The organism is Mycobacterium shunyiense (genome assembly GCF_058270075.1).
Genome location: NZ_JBZDPU010000015.1, coordinates 544,881 through 562,872, shown reverse-complemented (window position 1 = coordinate 562,872; position 17,992 = coordinate 544,881). Strand labels below are relative to the sequence as shown.

At 67.6% G+C, this 17,992-nt stretch carries 19 protein-coding genes; 13 read left to right on the top strand and 6 right to left on the bottom strand.

Annotated elements, in window-relative coordinates:
• The first annotated feature begins 37 nt into the window (after positions 1–37).
• Both AC4ELH_RS17115 and AC4ELH_RS17110 read left to right on the top strand, forming a co-directional pair.
• Positions 38–484, top strand: a complete 447-nt coding sequence (locus AC4ELH_RS17115; RefSeq protein WP_448448220.1) for an Rv2324 family transcriptional regulator — start codon at positions 38–40, stop codon at positions 482–484.
• Positions 485–554: 70 nt separating this feature from the next.
• On the top strand, positions 555–1,742 hold the full coding sequence (locus AC4ELH_RS17110; protein WP_064886304.1) for an NAD(P)/FAD-dependent oxidoreductase: 1,188 nt from the start codon (positions 555–557) through the stop codon (positions 1,740–1,742).
• 13 nt (positions 1,743–1,755) lie between these two features.
• On the opposite strand, the gene AC4ELH_RS17105 is transcribed toward AC4ELH_RS17110, so the two are convergent.
• Positions 1,756–3,069: a VOC family protein gene (locus AC4ELH_RS17105; protein WP_498885558.1), complete on the bottom strand. Its 1,314-nt coding sequence runs from the start codon at positions 3,067–3,069 to the stop codon at positions 1,756–1,758.
• Positions 3,066–3,581: an RNA polymerase sigma factor gene (locus AC4ELH_RS17100; RefSeq protein WP_498885556.1), complete on the bottom strand. Its 516-nt coding sequence runs from the start codon at positions 3,579–3,581 to the stop codon at positions 3,066–3,068. The genes AC4ELH_RS17105 and AC4ELH_RS17100 overlap by 4 nt, the downstream gene beginning before the upstream one ends.
• Before the next feature lie 94 nt (positions 3,582–3,675).
• On the opposite strand from AC4ELH_RS17100, the gene AC4ELH_RS17095 reads away from it, so the two are divergent.
• The gene (locus AC4ELH_RS17095; protein WP_498885554.1) at positions 3,676–4,419 is read left to right on the top strand and encodes a phytanoyl-CoA dioxygenase family protein; all 744 of its coding nucleotides are present in this window, start codon (positions 3,676–3,678) and stop codon (positions 4,417–4,419) included.
• Here AC4ELH_RS17095 and mftR read toward each other — a convergent pair.
• A complete protein-coding gene (mftR, locus tag AC4ELH_RS17090) occupies positions 4,405–5,010 on the bottom strand; it encodes a mycofactocin system transcriptional regulator MftR (protein WP_498885552.1) in 606 nt (201 codons plus the stop codon). The genes AC4ELH_RS17095 and mftR overlap by 15 nt on opposite strands.
• A 93-nt stretch (positions 5,011–5,103) precedes the next feature.
• Between mftR and mftA the strand changes: the two genes are divergently transcribed.
• From mftA to mftG, 7 genes are all read left to right on the top strand, one after another.
• The gene (gene mftA, locus AC4ELH_RS17085) at positions 5,104–5,199 is read left to right on the top strand and encodes a mycofactocin precursor MftA (RefSeq protein WP_003881928.1); all 96 of its coding nucleotides are present in this window, start codon (positions 5,104–5,106) and stop codon (positions 5,197–5,199) included.
• 2 nt (positions 5,200–5,201) lie between these two features.
• Entirely contained in the window at positions 5,202–5,516 is a 315-nt protein-coding gene (mftB, locus tag AC4ELH_RS17080) for a mycofactocin biosynthesis chaperone MftB (protein ID WP_055110001.1), read from the top strand.
• Between the two features lie 14 nt (positions 5,517–5,530).
• A complete protein-coding gene (gene mftC / locus AC4ELH_RS17075; protein WP_498885549.1) occupies positions 5,531–6,715 on the top strand; it encodes a mycofactocin radical SAM maturase in 1,185 nt (394 codons plus the stop codon).
• 4 nt (positions 6,716–6,719) lie between these two features.
• Positions 6,720–7,904, top strand: coding sequence for a pre-mycofactocin synthase MftD (gene mftD / locus AC4ELH_RS17070; protein ID WP_055109998.1), 1,185 nt, complete (start codon positions 6,720–6,722; stop codon positions 7,902–7,904).
• A gap of 130 nt (positions 7,905–8,034) precedes the next feature.
• On the top strand, positions 8,035–8,778 hold the full coding sequence (gene mftE / locus AC4ELH_RS17065; protein ID WP_064885115.1) for a mycofactocin biosynthesis peptidyl-dipeptidase MftE: 744 nt from the start codon (positions 8,035–8,037) through the stop codon (positions 8,776–8,778).
• Positions 8,775–10,187 carry a mycofactocin biosynthesis glycosyltransferase MftF gene (gene mftF / locus AC4ELH_RS17060; RefSeq protein WP_448448224.1) on the top strand — a complete coding sequence of 471 codons (1,413 nt, stop codon included), beginning with the start codon at positions 8,775–8,777 and terminating at the stop codon, positions 10,185–10,187. Before mftE ends, mftF begins: the two co-directional genes overlap by 4 nt.
• A gap of 6 nt (positions 10,188–10,193) precedes the next feature.
• Positions 10,194–11,612, top strand: a complete 1,419-nt coding sequence (mftG, locus tag AC4ELH_RS17055; RefSeq protein WP_498885547.1) for a mycofactocin dehydrogenase MftG — start codon at positions 10,194–10,196, stop codon at positions 11,610–11,612.
• Here mftG and AC4ELH_RS17050 read toward each other — a convergent pair.
• Positions 11,542–13,173, bottom strand: coding sequence for an MFS transporter (locus AC4ELH_RS17050; RefSeq protein ID WP_498885545.1), 1,632 nt, complete (start codon positions 13,171–13,173; stop codon positions 11,542–11,544). The genes mftG and AC4ELH_RS17050 overlap by 71 nt on opposite strands.
• Positions 13,174–13,258: 85 nt before the next feature.
• Between AC4ELH_RS17050 and AC4ELH_RS17045 the strand changes: the two genes are divergently transcribed.
• Entirely contained in the window at positions 13,259–13,888 is a 630-nt protein-coding gene (locus tag AC4ELH_RS17045; RefSeq protein WP_498885543.1) for a TetR/AcrR family transcriptional regulator, read from the top strand.
• Here AC4ELH_RS17045 and AC4ELH_RS17040 read toward each other — a convergent pair.
• Positions 13,873–15,126: a cytochrome P450 gene (locus tag AC4ELH_RS17040; protein WP_498885541.1), complete on the bottom strand. Its 1,254-nt coding sequence runs from the start codon at positions 15,124–15,126 to the stop codon at positions 13,873–13,875. The two genes, AC4ELH_RS17045 and AC4ELH_RS17040, sit on opposite strands and share 16 nt — an antisense overlap.
• A gap of 106 nt (positions 15,127–15,232) precedes the next feature.
• Here AC4ELH_RS17040 and AC4ELH_RS17035 point away from each other — a divergent pair, with 106 nt between their 5' ends.
• Both AC4ELH_RS17035 and AC4ELH_RS17030 read left to right on the top strand, forming a co-directional pair.
• Entirely contained in the window at positions 15,233–16,858 is a 1,626-nt protein-coding gene (locus tag AC4ELH_RS17035) for a carboxylesterase/lipase family protein (RefSeq protein WP_498885540.1), read from the top strand.
• A gap of 5 nt (positions 16,859–16,863) precedes the next feature.
• A complete protein-coding gene (locus AC4ELH_RS17030) occupies positions 16,864–17,217 on the top strand; it encodes a nuclear transport factor 2 family protein (protein WP_498885538.1) in 354 nt (117 codons plus the stop codon).
• A gap of 86 nt (positions 17,218–17,303) precedes the next feature.
• Here the strand turns inward: AC4ELH_RS17030 and AC4ELH_RS17025 are convergent, their stop codons facing one another.
• Entirely contained in the window at positions 17,304–17,792 is a 489-nt protein-coding gene (locus AC4ELH_RS17025; protein WP_463790894.1) for a hotdog fold domain-containing protein, read from the bottom strand.
• Positions 17,793–17,992 lie beyond the last annotated feature (200 nt).

The following is a 17,992-nucleotide window of genomic DNA, read 5'->3' as shown; positions in this document are numbered from 1 at the left end:
CGTCATATTGCGGCGGTTTGTTGCGTGGAGGTGGGCAATGGAGCGTCTGGACGACACCGACGAGCGGATCCTGGCCGAACTCACCGAGAACGCCAGGGCGACGTTCGCCGAGATCGGACAGCGCGTGAACCTGTCGGCTCCCGCGGTGAAGCGCCGGGTGGACCGGATGGTGTCCGACGGGGTGATCCGGGGCTTCACCACCGTGATCGACCGCAACGTGCTGGGGTGGCGCACCGAGGCTTACGTGCAGGTGTTCTGCCAGGGCACGATCGCCCCGGATCAATTGCGTACGGCCTGGATCGACATTCCCGAGGTGGTCAGTGCGGCCACGGTCACCGGTACCGCCGACGCGATCCTGCATGTGCTGGCTCGCGACATGCGCCACCTCGAAGAGGCACTGGAACGCATCCGGTCGACGGCTCGGATCGAGCGCAGCGAGAGCATCGTGGTGCTCACGAATGTCATCGAGCGGGGCCGGTCCTGATGTGACCCAGCGGCCTGCGCAAACATAGGGTGACGCACAACGCTTAACCGCGATCGTGTAAAAACCCCACGTGACTACTTCAACGGGATCAGCAGCGGGCATCGTCATCGTCGGCGGCGGCCTGGCCGCGGCCCGGACGGCCGAACAGCTGCGCCGGTCGGAGTACGGCGGACCCATCACGATCGTCAGCGACGAGGACCATCTGCCCTACGATCGGCCGCCGCTGTCCAAGGAGGTGCTGCGCGCCGAGACGGACGACGTCACCCTCAAGCCGGCCGAGTTCTACGCCGAGAACAACATCGCGCTGCGGCTCGGCTCCGCTGCCCAGTCGGTGGACACCGCCGCCAAGACGCTGAAGCTGGCCGACGGCAGCGACGTCGCCTACGACGAGCTGATCATCGCGACCGGGCTGGTGCCCAAGCGCATCCGCTCCTTCGGCGACCTGGCCGGAATCCACGTGCTGCGCAACTACGACGAGAGCATGGCGCTGCGGGAGCACGCCGGTAAGGCCCGGCGGGCCGTGGTGGTCGGTGCCGGCTTCATCGGCTGCGAGGTGGCCGCGAGCCTTCGCAAGCTCGGTGTCGAGGTGACGCTGGTGGAGCCGCAGCCGACCCCGCTGGCCTCGGTGCTGGGCGAGCAGATCGGGGCCCTGGTGACCCGGTTGCACCAGGCCGAGGGCGTCGACGTGCGCTGCGGTGTGGGGGTCAGCGAAGTGCGTGGCGCCGACAAGGTCGAGGAGGTCGTGCTGGGCGACGGCACCGAACTCGACGCCGACCTGGTGGTGGTCGGCATCGGTTCGCACCCGGCGGTCGAGTGGCTCGAGGGCAGCGGGATCGCGCTCGACAACGGCGTGGTGTGCGACGAGGTCGGGCGCTCCAGTGCCGCAGGCGTGTGGGCCATCGGCGATGTCGCATCGTGGCGCGATCACGTGGGTGACCAAGCGCGCGTTGAGCATTGGAGCAACGTCGCCGATCAGGCGCGAGCAATGGTGCCGGCGATCCTGGGCCAGGAGGCCTCGCCCGTCGTGTCGGTGCCGTACTTCTGGAGCGATCAGTACGACGTCAAGATCCAGTGCCTCGGTGAGCCCGAGGCCGACGATGTCGTGCACGTGGTCGAGGACGACGGCCGCAAGTTCCTGGCCTTCTACGAGCGCGACGGTGTCGTGGTCGGCGTGGTCGGCGGCGGCATGCCCGGCAAGGTGATGAAGGCCCGCGGCAAGATCGCCGCAGGCGCTCCCATCTCCGACGTCCTGGGCTGACTTTTCCTCGCGGTTAGACCTGGCCGAGGTAGAAGCGGACACCTTGGTCGTCGGTGCACTCGGCCATGAAGCCGTAGTCCTGTCGTGACGGCTGCTGCAGCACGGTGCCGCCTGCCTCGCGGACCCGGGCGACCGCGGCGTCGATATCGGCGACCGTCCACATCGGCACAGCGGTGGCTCTCTCGGCGCCGCCGGCCACCCCCGACATCGGCTGACTGCCCTGTACGCCCCAACCGTCGTTGATCCGGCCGGGTTCGAAGGTCCAGAAGAAGACTCGGCTGTAGAACTCCTTGAACGCCGTCGAGTCGGGCACCTCGTAGGTGAGGTACGAAAGCTCGCCTGGCCCTGCGCCGTTCAGTTCCGGCCGCGGCGTGCCCGGTGTCGGCAGGAACACTGCGAACGGGGTGCCGGCCGGATCGGTGGCGTCGAGCACGGTGCCGAAGTCGAATTCCTGGGTCTGGCCGGGTTGGCCGCCGCCGGCGAGGATCGCCTGGCGTGCTCCGTCCAGGTCGGTCACCGCGTAGCAGCAGAACAGGTTGCCGGCGCCCGCGACGCTGAAGATGCCGATGGGCTGTCGCGTGTTGGTGACCTGGCCGGTGGCCGGGTCGTAGGTCCAGCCCAGCACGTGGCCGTAGAAGGCCGCGGCGCGTGCGGCGTCGGGGGCCCACACTGAGACGTATCCGACATCGCCGTGCTGGATCGTGACGGCCGCGCCGGTGACCGGTCCGGACAGCATCCACCGGTGGCCGAACGGGTCGATGATCGTGGCGTTGCGCGCCCCGTAGTTCTCGTAGGGCTCCCGGTGCACGACGGCGCCGAGCGCGCGCGCCCGTTCCATGGCGGCGTCGGTGTCGGCCACATGCAGCATCAGACTCACCGAATTAATCTGTGATACAGGTGCTTTGAGGCCCAGCTCGGGGTATTCGTCGGCCAGGTACAGCACGCCGTCACCGATCTGCAGCTCGGCATGTCCGATGCGGCCGTCGTCCATCTCGTACGTCTCGCCGACGACGGACGCGCCGAAGACATCGGCATACCAGGCGATGGCCTCACGGGCACCGGCCACGGCCAGGTACGGGATCGCGGCCGCGGCGGGCCGCGAATCGGGCCCGGGCCGTGGGGGAGCCGGGGTGGCCGGCGTGGCCGCGGGCTCGTTCAGTTCGGCGATGGCAGTTTCGGTTCCACTCATGTCAACTCCTTCGGTGCGTTGGGGAAGGGTGAGCGCCGATTCCAGCCGCGCGCGCAGCCGGGCGGCGAACGCCGGGTCGGGGGAGACCGGCGGGTCGTCGCCGCTGAGCACGGTCAACGGATCGTGGCTGTTGATCACGACGTCCCTCCCTCCGGTGTCGGGTACTGGGCTCTGAAGGCTCGGCGGGCCCGGACCAGCAGAGCCTCGGTGGCATGCACCGTGCGCCCGATCAGCTCGGCGCATTCACCCACCGAGCAGTCGTCGAGGTAACGCAGGGCGAGCACGGTGCGGTGCTGTTCGGGTAGCCGGGCCAGAACCGCTTCGGCGACAATGCGATCCAGTTCCGCGTCCCAGTCATCGGCCGGGTCTACCGGTTCGGGCAGTTCGGCCACCGGCACGGTGAACCGGTCGTGGCGGCGGCGGTAGTGGTCGGCGAGTTTGTGCCTGGCCACCCCGATCAACCACGGCACCGAGATCTGCGGCGGCGACGGTCTGCGGGCCGCGTCCATGGCGGCCAGGAACGTCTCCGACGTCAGGTCTTCGGCGGTTCCGGGGTCGCCGCAGCGGCGTACGAAGTAGCCGTACACCGCAGGCAGGGCCTCGTCGTAGCACCTCAGCAGCGCCCGCGGAGCGTCTGTTTCGGCGCTCACACCCTTATCGTCGCCGCCGGGCACCGAACTCCGACGGCCTTGGGCGAAGTTTTTTCGCCGGAAAACCATTGGCGCCGGTCAGGGGAGGTGCGTCATGGTGGTCGGCGTGGTGGACGTCGAGGCATTCAAGCGGGACGGGTTCGTCAAGGTCGAGCAGGCCGCGCCGGCCGAAATCGCCGATGCCGCGCGGGATCTGCTCTGGACGCAGATCGGACTGTCTCCGGATGAGCCCGCGTCGTGGACGAGTGCGGTGGTGTGGACGGCCGATCTGACCGGCGCCGGCCCGTTCCGGCAACTGGTGGACAACGCAGCGCTCACCGATGCCCTGGACGCGATCTGTGGACGAGGAGGTTGGCTGCCGCGTGGGGCCCTGGGCAACATCCCGGTGCGGTTTCCGGTCGATCCGCCCGCAGCGGACCGGGGCTGGCACGTCGACGCCAACACCCCCTTGCCGGGCGGGGAGTGGACGGTCAGCGGGCGTCCGCACACCGTCCTGGTGTTGACCCTGCTGTCCGAGGTGGGACCGGCCGACGCGCCGACGCGGATTCGGGTGGGTTCGCATCGCGACGTCGCCCGGGTGCTCGGGTCCGACCCTGTCGAGTTCATCGAGGCCGGTGCCATGGTGGACGTGGCCAGCCGAACCTGTCCGGTGGACCATGCGACGGGCCGGCCCGGCGACATGTACGTGCTGCATCCGTTCACCGCGCACGCCGCCGATGTACATCGCGGTCGCTCACCGCGTTTCATGTCGCAGGCGCCGATCCTGCTCACCGAGAGGCTCGGTCCGCAGGGCCCGGCGGCGCTGGCGGCAGCGTGGGACGGGTTACTGCGGGGCTAGCCGCTCCAACCCCGGACGCGCCACTTCGAAGGCCCGGCCGATGGCGTCCGGCAGTGCGACGGACTCGTCGGCAAGCCAGTGTTCGTAGGCCGAGAGCGCGACTCCGAGCATCAGCCATCCGACGGTCTGAGGCATCAGGCCCTCTGGGGTCGCGCCGATGCGTTGGGCCACGTAGGTGGCGATGACCTCACGCCATCCGGCGTACATCGTCATCGAATATGCCTGCAGCCCTGCGGTTTCCAGAATGACGCGCATACGCAGGCGGTGTTGGGCCATCTCCTGGGCGTCGTAGGTGTTGAACGACAGCAGTGCTTCGCGCAGGGCCTCGGCCAGCGGGATCTCGGAGCTCAGCGCGGCGAGCAGGTCGCGCAGGTGTTGCAGGTGGGCGTCGAAGTCTCCCCAGGGGATGGCGTTCTTGGAGGCGTAGTAGCGGAACAGCGTGCGTCGCGCGATGCCGGCGGCTTTGGCCACGTCGTCGACGCTCACCTCGTCGAAGCCGTGGGCGGCGAACAATGCCAGTGCGACGTCGGTGATGTGGTCCTGCGTGGTGGACGGACGCCTGCCGACGCGGGGCCCGGATCCCTGCCGCATAAAACCCGCCCTTCCATTTGTGCACTCGATGCCATATTCTTGCGACTCAGGTCACAATTGTCGAGACCCACAGTTACAGGAAAGGTGCGATTCATGGATCAGAACCCGCAGGCCGAAACCGAAACCCAGCTCGTCACCGAGACGCTCGTCGAAGAGGTCTCGATCGACGGTATGTGCGGGGTTTACTGACCGTGTCTACACAGGTTGCCGATACGGCCGGGCACGTCGGCGTCGTCTTCGACCCGAATGTCAGCTGGCGGTTGCACCACCAGGTGGCGGTGCGGCCGGAGCCGTTCGGTGCCCTGCTGTATCACTTCGGAACCCGCAAGCTGTCGTTTCTGAAGAACCGGACGGTCGTCGAGGTGGTCAACTCACTGGCTGACCACCCCGACGCCCGGTCCGCGTGTCGCGCTGTCGGTATCGCCGACTCCGACCAAGGCCCTTACCTGCACGCGCTGAGCGTGCTGGTGTCCTCGAAGATGCTCATCCCCGGGAATCCACAATGACTTCTGTTGCGCCCGTGCGCACGCCTGTTCCAAGGCTCGTCGAGCAGTTCGAACACGGACTCGACGCCCCCATCTGCCTGACCTGGGAGCTCACCTACGCCTGCAACCTGGCGTGTGTGCACTGCCTGTCCTCGTCGGGGAAGCGCGATCCTCGTGAACTGTCCACCCAGCAGTGCAAGGACATCATCGACGAACTGGAACGCATGCAGGTGTTCTACGTGAACATCGGCGGTGGGGAACCGACTGTGCGCCCGGACTTCTGGGAACTTGTCGATTACGCAACCGCCCATCATGTCGGCGTCAAGTTCTCGACCAACGGGGTGCGCATCACGCCCGAGGTGGCTGCGAAACTCGCTGCCAGCGACTACGTCGATGTGCAGATCTCCCTGGACGGCGCCAACGCCGAGGTCAACGACGCGGTGCGCGGCAAGGGTTCGTTCGACATGGCTGTGCGTGCACTGGAAAACCTTGCCGCCGCCGGCTTTTCGGACGCCAAGATCTCGGTGGTGGTCACCCGCCACAACGTCGACCAGCTCGACGAGTTCAAGGCGTTGGCAGATCGCTACGGTGCCACGCTGCGGATCACGCGGCTGCGCCCGTCGGGCCGTGGCGCCGATGTCTGGGATGAGCTGCACCCGACCCCGGAGCAGCAGCGCCAGCTGTACAACTGGCTGGTCGCCCACGGTGAGCGGGTGCTGACCGGTGACTCGTTCTTCCACCTGTCGGGGCTGGGTGAGCCCGGTGCACTGGCCGGGCTGAACCTGTGCGGCGCCGGCCGCGTGGTGTGCCTGATCGATCCTGTGGGCGACGTCTACGCCTGCCCGTTCGCCATCCACGACAAGTTCCTGGCCGGAAACATTCTGGAAGACACCGGTTTCGGCGCCGGATTCCAGAACGTCTGGCAGAACTCCCCGCTCTTCCGCGAACTGCGCGAGCCCCAGTCGGCCGGCGCCTGCAGCGGCTGTGGACACTACGACGCCTGCCGCGGCGGCTGCATGGCTGCCAAGTTCTTCACCGGTCTGCCGATGGACGGGCCGGATCCCGAGTGCGTCGAAGGCTGGGGCGAGCCCGCCCTCGCGGCCGAGCGCGTCAAACCCAAGCCCAGCGGTGACCACTCCCGCGGCACCAAGCAGGGCCCGGTCGCACTGAAGTTGCTGACCAAGCCGCCCGCCCGCATCTGTAACGAAAGTCCGGTGTAACCCCATGGCTCGTGATACCTGGTTCGAGACCGTCGCCATTGCCCAGCAGCGGGCGAAGAAGCGGCTGCCCAAGTCCGCCTACTCCTCGCTGATCTCTGCCAGTGAGAAGGGCGTGACGGTCTCCGACAACGTGGAGTCGTTCGCCGAGCTCGGTTTCGCGCCGCACGTGGTGGGTGCCACGGAGAAGCGTGAGATGGCGACAACGGTGATGGGGCAGGACATTTCGATGCCCGTCATCATCTCGCCGACCGGCGTGCAGGCCGTCGACCCCGACGGTGAGGTGGCCGTCGCCCGGGCCGCCGCAGCACGCGGCACGGCCATGGGGCTGTCCTCCTTCGCCAGCAAGCCGATGGAGGAAGTCACCGCGGTCAACGACAAGATCTTCTTCCAGATCTACTGGCTCGGGTCGCGCGACGAGATCGCCGAGCGTGTGCAGCGGGCCAAGGACGCCGGCGCCGTCGGGCTCATCGCCACGACCGACTGGAGCTTCAGCCACGGCCGCGACTGGGGTAGCCCGAAGATCCCGGAGCGAATGGACCTGCGCACGATGCTGCGGATGTCTCCGGAGGTGCTCACCAAGCCACGCTGGCTCTGGAGCTTCGGCAAGCACCTGCGTCCGCCGGACCTGCGGGTGCCGAACCAGGGTCGCGCCGGCGAGCCGGGGCCGACGTTCTTCGAGGCCTACGGGCAGTGGATGGGTACCCCGCCCCCGACCTGGGAGGACATCGCCTGGTTGCGGGAGCAGTGGGGCGGTCCTTTCCTGCTCAAGGGAATGGTGCGGGTTGACGACGCCAAACGTGCCGTGGATGCGGGTGTTTCGGCGATCACGGTGTCCAATCACGGCGGCAACAACCTGGACGGCACGCCCGCGGCGATCCGCTGCCTGCCTGCCATCGCCGACGCGGTGGGGGATCAGGTCGAGGTTTTGCTGGACGGTGGGATCCGCCGGGGTAGCGATGTCGTGAAGGCCGTGGCGCTGGGCGCCCGAGCCGTCATGATCGGCCGCGCCTATCTGTGGGGTCTGGCCGCCAACGGCCAGGCGGGTGTCGAGAACGTGTTGGACATCCTCAGCGGCGGCATCGACTCCGCGCTGCGCGGGTTGGGCAAGTCGTCGATCCACGACCTGACGCCGGAGGACATCCTGGTGCCGGAGGGCTTCACCCGAACCCTCGGTGTGCCGCGCGCCTGACACTGACGTTCACCCTGAGGTGCAGCGTGACAGGGGTGGCGGGAGAGACGTACGTGATGTTCACGACCGGTGCCGGGAAAGCTACGGCAAATCAATTGCTGCCTGTGCTCCAACAATTGGCGCACAGTAGGTGAATTGGGCCTACCATCGGCACGTGGCTTTCCCCAGCGGGCTCGGGAACTCAACGTCGAGACAGCTACGCAGCATGTCGCCAATGTTGATCGTCCCAGTGGGCTCTACCGAGCAACATGGTCCGCACCTGCCTCTGGACACCGACACGCGCATCGCCGCCGCAGTCTCGCATGCGCTGCTCGAGCACGTCGATGACGCGTCGTCCGGTGACTGGGTGGTCGCGCCGCCGGTCCATTACGGGGCCAGCGGCGAGCACGAGGGGTTCCCCGGCACGGTGTCGATCGGCACCGCGGCCCTGCGGTTGTTGCTGCTGGAGTACGGGCGTTCCGCATTGAGTTGGACGTCGCGTCTGGTGTTCGTCAATGGTCACGGGGGGAATGTGGAGGCGCTGGCCGCTGCGGTGGCCCTGTTGCGCCAGGAGAGCCGCGACGTCGGCTGGGTCCCGTGCATCGCCGCGGGCGCCGACGCACACGCGGGGCATACCGAAACATCTGTATTGCTACATATTTCGCCCGGCGATGTCTGGGCTGACGGCCTGGCTCCCGGGAACACCGCCCCGCTGGCCGAGCTCATGCCGGCGATGCGCAGTGGCGGGATCGCGGCCGTCAGCGAAGTCGGGGTGCTGGGTGACCCGACAACCGCCACGGCTGCCGAGGGGGAGCGTATCTTTGCTGAGATGGTCAACGGCTGCGCCGGTCGGATACGGCGGTGGCAACCGGACCGGAACGGATTGCTGACATGACCGGACCGAGGCTGCCCGACGGTTTTGCCGTACAGGTGGATCGCCGTGTCAAGGTGCTGGGGGCCGGCGCGGCCCTACTCGGCGGGTCGCCGACCCGGTTGCTGCGGCTGGCGCCGACGGCGCAGACCATGCTCAACGGCGGCCGTCTCGAGGTGCACGACGCGCAGAGTGCGCAACTGGCCCGGACTTTGCTCGACGCCACGGTCGCCCATCCCCGTCCGCCCAGCGGTCCGTCCCACCGTGATGTGACGGTCATTATCCCGGTGCGCGACAACGTATCCGGTCTGCACCGGCTCATCTCGGCGTTGCGGGGCCTTCGGGTGATCGTGGTCGACGACGGCTCGGCGGTTCCGGTCTCGCAATCAGAATTCGCCGGGATGCACTGCGACGTGCAGGTCCTCCGGCACTTCCGTAGCAACGGTCCGGCGGCCGCCCGCAACACCGGCCTCGCCGCGACGGAGACCGATTTCGTCGCGTTCCTCGACTCGGACGTGGTGCCTCGGCGCGGGTGGCTCGAGGCGTTGCTCGGCCACTTCTGCGACCCGGCCGTGGCGCTGGTCGCACCCCGCATCGTCGGACTGCACACCGCCGACAATGTGGTGGCCAGGTACGAGGCGGTGCGTTCGTCCCTGGACCTCGGGGTGCGCGAGGCACCGGTGGTGCCCTATGGCCCGGTGTCCTACGTACCCAGCGCGGCGATCATCTGCCGGCGCGCGGCGCTGGCCGCGGTGGGCGGCTTCGACGAGACCATGCAGTCCGGTGAGGATGTCGATCTGTGCTGGCGCCTGGTCGAAACCGGGTCCCGCCTGCGTTATGAGCCCATTGCGCTGGTTGCCCACGATCATCGGACAGACCTGCGAGAGTGGTTCAACCGCAAGGCTTTCTACGGCACTTCGGCAGCTCCGTTGACGGTCCGCCATCCAGGCAAGACGGCCCCTGTGGTGATCTCCGGGTGGACGCTGATGGTCTGGCTGCTGCTTGCGATGGGGTCGTGTTTCGGGTACCTGGGCTCGGTGGTGATCGCGATCTTCACCGGTCGGCGTATCGCCCGGTCCCTCAGCACGGTCGACACCGAACCCACCGAGGTCGCCGCGGTGACCGCGCGCGGGCTGTGGTCGGCGGCTCTGCAGCTGTGTTCGGCGATCTGCCGGCACTACTGGCCGGTCGCCCTCGTCGCCGCCCTGATGTTCCGGCGGGCCAGACACGCGGTCCTGGTGGCCGCGGTGCTGGACGGTGTGGTCGACTGGGCGACCCGACGCGGCAATGCCGACGACGACACCAAGCCCGTCGGCCTGCTGACCCACATCCTGCTCAAGCGTCTGGACGATCTCGCCTATGGGATCGGCCTGTGGACCGGTGTGGTGCGTGAACGTCAGCTGGGCGCGCTCAAGCCGCAGCTTCGGAGCTAACCCGAGTTGGAGCGAGACGTCCTGATCGTCGGTGCCGGAAGCGCCGGATCAATTCTGGCTGAACGGCTTTCCGTCGATCCAAGCTGCCATGTCACGGTCGTGGAAGCCGGTCCGGAGCCCAGTGACCCCCGGGTGGCGGCGCAGATCACCGATGCGCTGCGCCTGCCGATCGGGGCTGCCAGTTCGGTGGTCCGTCACTACGCCTCGGTACTGACCGAACACCCGCCCCGGCACGCCGAGATCATCCGGGGATCGGTGGTGGGTGGCTCTGGTGCGGTCAATGGCGGTTATTTCTGCCGGGGGCTGCCAGGAGACTTCGACCGGTGGGCCGTGCCGGGCTGGGGCTGGGACGATGTACTGCCGCACTTCCGTGCCATCGAGACGGATCTGGATTTCGACACCTCCCTGCATGGCGATGCCGGGCCGATCACCGTGCGGCGGGTCCGCGAATTTGACGGTTGCACAGCATCTTTCGTCGACGCAGCGATAGGTGCCGGATTCGGCTGGATCGACGACCTCAATGGGTCCACCGCTGCGGCGGCACTCCCGGCGGGGGTCGGTGCCGTTCCGCTGAACATCAACGGCGGCAACAGGGTTGGTCCGGGTGGTGCCTACCTGCAACCCGCGCTGGGTCGGCCCAACCTCCAGCTGGTGACGGACACCCGGGTCCACCGCGTGCTGTTCCGCGCGAACCAGGCCGTCGGAGTGCAGTGCGAAGACGGCTCTGTGCTCGGTGCCGAACGAATTGTTCTGTGTTCTGGCGCAATTGGGTCAGCGCACCTGTTGCTGCTGTCGGGCATCGGGCCGGCGGCAGAGCTCGAAGCGCTCGGCATCGAGGTGGTCTCCGATCTGCCGGTCGGCATGCACACCGTGGACCATCCGGAATGGGTGCTGCCGGTCTCCTGGACGCCGACTCACGACCTGCCGCCGCTGGAGGCTGTGCTGACCACCGACGACGGCATCGAAGTGCGTCCCTACACCGCAGGTTTTTCGGCCATGGTGCACGGGCCGGGGCACGATCCTGCCGAACTTCCGCACCTCGGTGTGGCGCTGATGCGCCCGCACTCACGGGGCCGGGTCGGGTTGGCATCGGCCGACCCGACGGTGGCACCGGTGATCGAGCATCGGTATGACACGGTGGCAGAGGATGTCGACACTTTGCGCCGTGGCGCGGAACTGGCTCGTGAATTGGTCAGTCACACAGCAGAAGTCGGTGAGGCTTCGTGGTCGACATCGCAGCATCTGGCCGGTACGGCGCCCATGGGCACCGGCGTGCAGGCAGTGCTGGATCCGACCTGCCGGGTGCTGGGCGTCGAGAATCTGTGGGTGGTCGACGGGTCGATCATGCCGGCCATCACCAGCCGCGGCCCGCACGCGACCATTGCCATGATCGGTCATCGGGCTGCGGAGTTCCTGGCGACCTGAGCCGCCGGATCACTCGGAGCTGCTCACCGTCGCGGCCCGGAGCCCAGATCCCGACGAACACCGCCGCCACCGCCAGGACCGCCGCCATCACCAGCAGGGCCGAGTTGGTCGCGTCGAGAAACGCCTGCTTGGCCAGCCCGGCGACGGTCACGCCCTGCGGACCCAAATGCCCGGCCACGGTGAGTGCCTCGGCCAGTGAGCTCAGGATGGGTTCACGCACCTCGGCGGGTAGCCCGGTCAGCTTGGGCCCCAGGTGGTTCTGGTATTGCGCGGCCAGGATCGAGCCGGCGACCGCGATGCCCAGGGCGGCACCGACTTCCCGAGTGGTGTCGTTGACCGCGGAGGCCAAGCCTTGTTTCTCGTCGGGAACCGCGCCCATGATGGCCGAGGTCGTCGGCGCCGTGCACAGCCCGATGCCGATACTGATGATCAGCAGTGGCCAGGCGTACTGCGGATAGCTGGAGTCGATCTGCAGCCAGCGCATACTCAGCAGCCCCGCCGAGATCACCAGCAGTCCGACGAAAACACAGGTCCGGAGGCCGAGCCGAGGCAGGTACAGGTGTGTGGTGGCACTGAGGATCAGGAGCGGTATGGCCAACGGGCACAGGGCGATTGCGGTTTGGATCGGGCTATATCCCATGACCAGCTGGATGTACTGCATGCTGACGTAGAAGTAGCCGAAGTTGACGAAGAACAGGAATGTCACGCCCACTGCCCCGGTCGCGAAGTCGGGCTTTCCGAACAGTCGGACATCGAGCAGCGGGTGCCGGATCTTGAGTTGCACCACGGTGAACGCAGCAGCGAGGACGACCCCGCCGGCCATGCAACCCCACACCGCCGGGTGCGTCCAGCCTCGGATCGGGGCCTCGACCACGCCGAGCACGAAGACCGCCACGGCCGCGCCGATCAGGACGGCGCCGGTCCAATCCACCGGGGCGCTGTGTTCGTCGCGTGAAGAGGGCACGGTGCAGGTCAGGATGAACAACCCGACCCCGGCGACGACGAAGGTGGCGAAGATGGACTGCCATCCCCAGAAGTGCAGCAAGCCACCCGTGACGAGGAAGCCGACGATGGCGCCGGACCCCACCACGCCGGCCCAGATCCCAACTGCCTTGTTGCGCTCGGATTTCGGAAACGCCGCGGTGAGTAGGGACAGGGTCGCCGGCATGATGAAGGCGGCGCCTGCCCCGGCCACCGCACGAGAAATGATCAGGTGTACGGGATCGTCGAAAAGCAGGGGTGCCGCGGAGGCCAGGACGAAGACCACGAGGCCGGTCAACAGGGCGCCGCGGCGGCCGTAGCGGTCGCCGATCGCGCCGGCCGGCAGCAGCAGGCAGGCGAGCACCAGGGTGTAGCCGTCGATCACCCAGGTGAGTTGGGCCTGGGTGGCCGCGGTCTGGCGGGCGATGTCGGGTAGGGCTGCGTTCAGGGCCACCATCGAGGCGATCACGATCGAGACGTCCATGCAGGCCACCGCGAGCAGCCAGTATCGCTTCCGGATCGACAGATAGGACAGGCCGGGATCTATATCCTGGCCAGACTCGACGAGGGTGTCGGACATGCGGTCCACCTCCTTCGTCGATGGAGTTTCGAGACTAACAGTCTCGGAGCGAGACGGTAAGTCTGTTTTATGGAGGTGTGGGCGCATGACTGCCGAGAGCCGTGACCCCCGGCCGGCTCGATCTCGGGCCCGGTTGCTCGAGGCGGCCACGACGCTGTTGCGGTCGGGTGGGCCCAGTGCGGTGACGGTGGACGCGGTCACCAGGGCCGCGAACGTGGCCAGGGCAACGCTGTACCGTCACTTCCCGAGCGGAAATGACTTGCTGGCAGCGGCATTTCGCGCACTCATCCCGGCCGCGCCGATGCCGCCGGCGGACGGCACGCTCCGCGATCGGCTGATCGCCCTGGTTCAGGCGCAGGCCGACTTGATCGCCGAGGCGCCGATCAGCATCACCGCGATGTCCTGGCTGGCACTGGGTGGCGACATGGAGCAATTGCCCTGGCGGTCGGGTGACAGCCCGGAGGTGCGGACCCTGCGCGAGCGGGTGGCCGAGCAGTACGCGCTGCCGTTCGAGGCGATTTTCGACAGTCCCGAGGCGGTCGACGAACTCGGCGAGGTGGATCGGACGCAGGCCGCCGCGCTACTGCTGGGGCCGATCGTGTTGGGTAAGCTCAGCACGCTGGCCGAGTTCGATTACACCAGTTGCGTGCAGTCCGCGGTGGATGGCTTCCTGGCCACCCACCGGCGGACCGAGCAGGCTCAGCGCAGCGAGTAACGAATCGGCAGGTGCTTGAGCCCACCGACGAAGGTGGTCGCGGAAAGCTCTGGCGTCCCGGCCAATTCGATGGAATCCAGCCGACTGAGCAGCTCGGTGAACAAGCTGTTCATCTCCATCCTGGCCAGCGCAGCGCCCAGGCAGAAGTGCACGCCGTATCCGAATGCCAGGTGCTTGTTCGGATCCCGCCCGACGTCGAAGCGATGCGGGTTGTCGAAGATCTCTTCGTCACGATTGCCGGAAACGTAGGCCAGGTAGACGGATTCGCCCTTGGCGATCGGTACACCGCGCACGGTGGTGTCGGCGGTGGCGGTGCGCATGAACTCCTTGACCGGGGTGGACCACCGGATCATCTCTTCGACCGCGGTGCCCATCAGATCGGGTTGCGCCTTCAGCCTGGCCAGCTGGTCGGGGTTCTCGATGAGTGCATGGAGTCCGCCGGAGATCGCGTCCTTGGTGGTGTCGTGCCCCGCGCTGGCGACGATCACGTAATACGACGCGGTGTCGACGTCGGACAGCGGCTCCCCGTCGATGGTGCCGTTGGCGATCGCCGACGCCAGGTCCGCGGTCGGGTTGGCGCGGCGGGACGCGGTGAGCGTCGAGAAGTAGGCGAAGAAGTCCATCAGTACGGCGAGCTGGTCCTCCAGTGAGCCCCCCTCGCGCTTGTACTCGTCGTCGTCGCCGCCGAACATCTCCTGGGTCAGCATGTGCATGCGGGCGAAGTCCTCTTCGGGGAGCCCGAGCAGGGACATGATCACGTAGAGCGGGAAGTCGACGGCGATCGCGGTGACGAAATCGCACTCGGGCCCGATATCGCGCATCTTGTCGACATACCGTTTGGCGAGCTCGTCCACCCGGACCTTGAGATCACGCATTGCCTTGGGGCGGAACCAATCTGCCCCGATCGCCCGAACCTTGCGGTGGTGCGGGTCGTCCATGTGGATCAAGGTGCGCAGGCCCATGCCGGCCTCGAGCTGTTGCTTGGCGAGATCGTCGGCGGCCGCGGTGGCCAGCAGGGGCCGGGGCTCGCTGATGAACAGCTCGTTGTCCCGCTCGATGGCCATGATGTCGGCGTGCTTGGTGATGGCCCAGAACGGCCGGTAGGGCCGATTGTCGACCCAGGCCACCGGGTTGTTGGCGCGCAGGTGGGTCAGCGCGGTGTGCAGGCGTGCATCGTCGGCGTAAGCCGTCGGATCGGCGAGCACCTTCGCGGCGTCATCCATTGTCGGCGCGCTCATACAGACTCCTCACTGGCAGAACTTGACGGGTGTCAATTGCCACCATATGTGATCGGCGCCACGTAAGGGAGTCGATTATGCCGATCGGCCCCGTACGCTCGCAGCCATGCGGTCCGGGCGTCGCGTCGTCGCGTTGCTGGCAGTGTTGGCCATGCTGGTGGGAGGCTGTGCACGAGGTGGCGGCCGGGCGGCGACGCCCGGCCGTTCAGCTGACCCTCCGGCCGGCCTGGTGCAAGGGCCGGACCCGGCAGTGGTCCGGACCGCGGCCGGAACCTTGCGCGGCACAGTGGTATCCGACCATCGGTTGTTCGCCGGGGTGCCGTACGCCGCCGCGCCGGTGGGCCCCATGCGATTTGCGGCACCGGTCCCCGCGCCGGGTTGGCCGGGTGAGCGCGACGCCACCCGCCCGGGCCCGCGGTGCATCCAGGACCCCGATTCCGATCCCGAACGCGGAGCCAACACGGCCGAGGACTGCCTGAACCTGAGCGTCTGGACGCCGCCGGTCTCGGAGGAGAAGCGCCCCGTCATGGTCTGGATCCACGGCGGCGCGTTCGCCGGCGGTAGCAGTGGCATCTACGACGCGGGACGACTGGCCGCGCGCGGCGACATCGTCGTGGTGACGATCAACTACCGCCTAGGCACACTGGGCTTCCTGGCCCACCCTGCCCTGGGCGTCGGTGGGGACGTCGGCAACTACGGTCTGGCCGACCAGCAGGCGGCGCTCCGCTGGGTGCGCGACAACATCGCCAACTTCGGCGGCGATCCGGAAAAGGTCACCGTCGCCGGTGAATCCGCGGGCGGCATGTCGGTGTGTGACCACCTGGTGTCGCCGGGCTCGGCGGGATTGTTCCGAGCCGCGATCCTGATGAGCGCGCCGTGCCAGGCTCAGGCCGACCTCGCCTCCGCGACCCGCCGCTCGCTCGATTACGCGGCCGCTGCCGGATGCCCCGATCCCGCGGTGGCGGCCACTTGCTTGCGTGCCCTGCCGGTGGACAGTCTGCGGAAGCCGGTGTGGTACTTCAATATCGGCAGTGACGAGCTGACCGGTCCGGTCACCGGGTCGACTGTGATTCCGCAGGCCCCGCTGGCGGCGTTCGCATCGGATCGGGCCGAACCGGTGCCGGTCCTCATCGGCACCACCCGCGATGAGTTCACGCTCTTCGTGGCGTTGCGCTACCTGCGTCTGGGGCAGCGCTATGTCGCGGGGGATTACCCGCGGCTGCTGTCCGAGACGTTCGGTGCCGATGCCGTGGCCGTCGGCGCACACTACCCCGTCGACCGGTACGGCGGTGTGGCGCAGGCATATTCGGCGGCGGTCACCGACGGCGAATTCGCCTGTGTGTCGGAGCGGATGGCCGGTGAGCTCTCGCGCACCGGACCGGTCTACGCCTACGAGTTCAACGATCGCTCTGCCCCGGCGCCGGAGGTCATGCGAACGCTGCCCTTCCCGGTCGGAGCCAGTCACTCGCTGGAGCTTCGCTACCTGTTCGACGTCGGCGGGGCGCCGCCGTTGGACCCGGCGCAGCAGCGACTTTCGGACCAGATGATCGACTACTGGAGCGCTTTCGTGCGCACCGGCGAGCCGGCGGTCGAGGGGCAGCCCGACTGGCCCGGGTTCGATCCGGCGGGAGAGGGCGCCAGAATTTCGTTGCAGGCCGACGGCAGTCGCGTCGACAATGGCTACCCACAGGAGCATCAATGCCCGTTCTGGGCCGGGTTGAGGGAGAAGTGAACTCGATGGCGACACCGGATCCGCAGGCGTTCGCCGAGGAATGGGTGCGTGCGTGGAACGCGCACGACGTGGACGCGGTACTCGCCCACTTCCACGACGATGTGTTGTTCAGTTCGCCGGTAGCGGCCCGCCTCTTTCCCGAGACCGGGGGTGTGGTGCGGGGCAAGGACTCGTTGCGCCACTACTGGACGACGGCGCTGGCCGGCATGCCGGATCTGCAGTTCGAGGTGCTGGCGACCTACCGCGGCGAATCGGCCTTGGTGATCCACTACCGCAATCAGAACGGCGGGCTGGTCAACGAGGTGCTGCTGTTCGACGGTGCACTGGTGCGCGAGGGACACGGCACCTATCTGGCCTAGCGCCGAGATCAACGCAGCGGCTGTCGCCGGGACCTGAACACAGCCATGGCGTTGATCTCGCGGGCCGCGAGCGTCTGGATCAGCGCCTAGGCCGGCGTCACCCAGGTGGTGATGTCGGCGTGCACCACCTCGACGCCGTGGCGGTCGGTGATGCTGACCGGCACCACGATGTCGGTGCCTTCGGTGATGGTGCCGAAATCCGGGGGCGTCAGCTCGGCGCGGGCCCGCAGCGAGGTGGTGGCCTTGGCGAGGTACTGCACGTTCATGGCCTTGGGGATCCAGCGATGCGTTGTCGGCACAGTGGCCTCCATCAGCATGCCCATCGCCATCTCGGCGGCATTGCACGACGCGATGGCGTGCACGGTGTGCAGATGGTTGTAGACGTAGAACCACTTCGGCACCGTCACCTCGGCCAGCCCCGGTTCCATCCGGACGACGTGGGGGAGGATCGACGCGAAGTAGGGCACCCGGGCCATGGCTGCGGCGGAGAAGGCCCAGCTGCCGCCGGGAAGCGGTGACAACTTCTTCCATGCTCTATAGGTAGCGCTGGGTGTCCTCACGGGAGACTGCGTCATGCGCCATACCTTACTCAAAAGTAAGTTCGGTCGAGCGGTCCGCGGCGCGATCTTCCGCCGCGGTGCCACCTACGCGGACAGAGCCCGCCGGCCGGTGCCTGAGGTCGGAAAACACTGGGAAATCCGCGAGTTGGAGGCTCGATGCGTCTGGCCGCATCGACGGGCCCCGACCTGCTCGATCGCGGATTTGGAGCACGCCC

Coding starts and splice junctions, on each gene's coding strand:
- AC4ELH_RS17035 (WP_498885540.1), top strand. CDS start 15,233: ATGCGGTCCGGGCGTCGCGTCGTCGCGTTGCTGGCAGTGTTGGCCATG.
- AC4ELH_RS17045 (WP_498885543.1), top strand. CDS start 13,259: ATGACTGCCGAGAGCCGTGACCCCCGGCCGGCTCGATCTCGGGCCCGG.
- AC4ELH_RS17030 (WP_498885538.1), top strand. CDS start 16,864: ATGGCGACACCGGATCCGCAGGCGTTCGCCGAGGAATGGGTGCGTGCG.
- AC4ELH_RS17025 (WP_463790894.1), bottom strand. CDS start 17,792: ATGACGCAGTCTCCCGTGAGGACACCCAGCGCTACCTATAGAGCATGG.
- mftA (WP_003881928.1), top strand. CDS start 5,104: ATGGATCAGAACCCGCAGGCCGAAACCGAAACCCAGCTCGTCACCGAG.
- mftR (WP_498885552.1), bottom strand. CDS start 5,010: ATGCGGCAGGGATCCGGGCCCCGCGTCGGCAGGCGTCCGTCCACCACG.
- AC4ELH_RS17115 (WP_448448220.1), top strand. CDS start 38: ATGGAGCGTCTGGACGACACCGACGAGCGGATCCTGGCCGAACTCACC.
- AC4ELH_RS17095 (WP_498885554.1), top strand. CDS start 3,676: ATGGTGGTCGGCGTGGTGGACGTCGAGGCATTCAAGCGGGACGGGTTC.
- AC4ELH_RS17050 (WP_498885545.1), bottom strand. CDS start 13,173: ATGTCCGACACCCTCGTCGAGTCTGGCCAGGATATAGATCCCGGCCTG.
- mftF (WP_448448224.1), top strand. CDS start 8,775: ATGACCGGACCGAGGCTGCCCGACGGTTTTGCCGTACAGGTGGATCGC.
- AC4ELH_RS17040 (WP_498885541.1), bottom strand. CDS start 15,126: ATGAGCGCGCCGACAATGGATGACGCCGCGAAGGTGCTCGCCGATCCG.
- mftD (WP_055109998.1), top strand. CDS start 6,720: ATGGCTCGTGATACCTGGTTCGAGACCGTCGCCATTGCCCAGCAGCGG.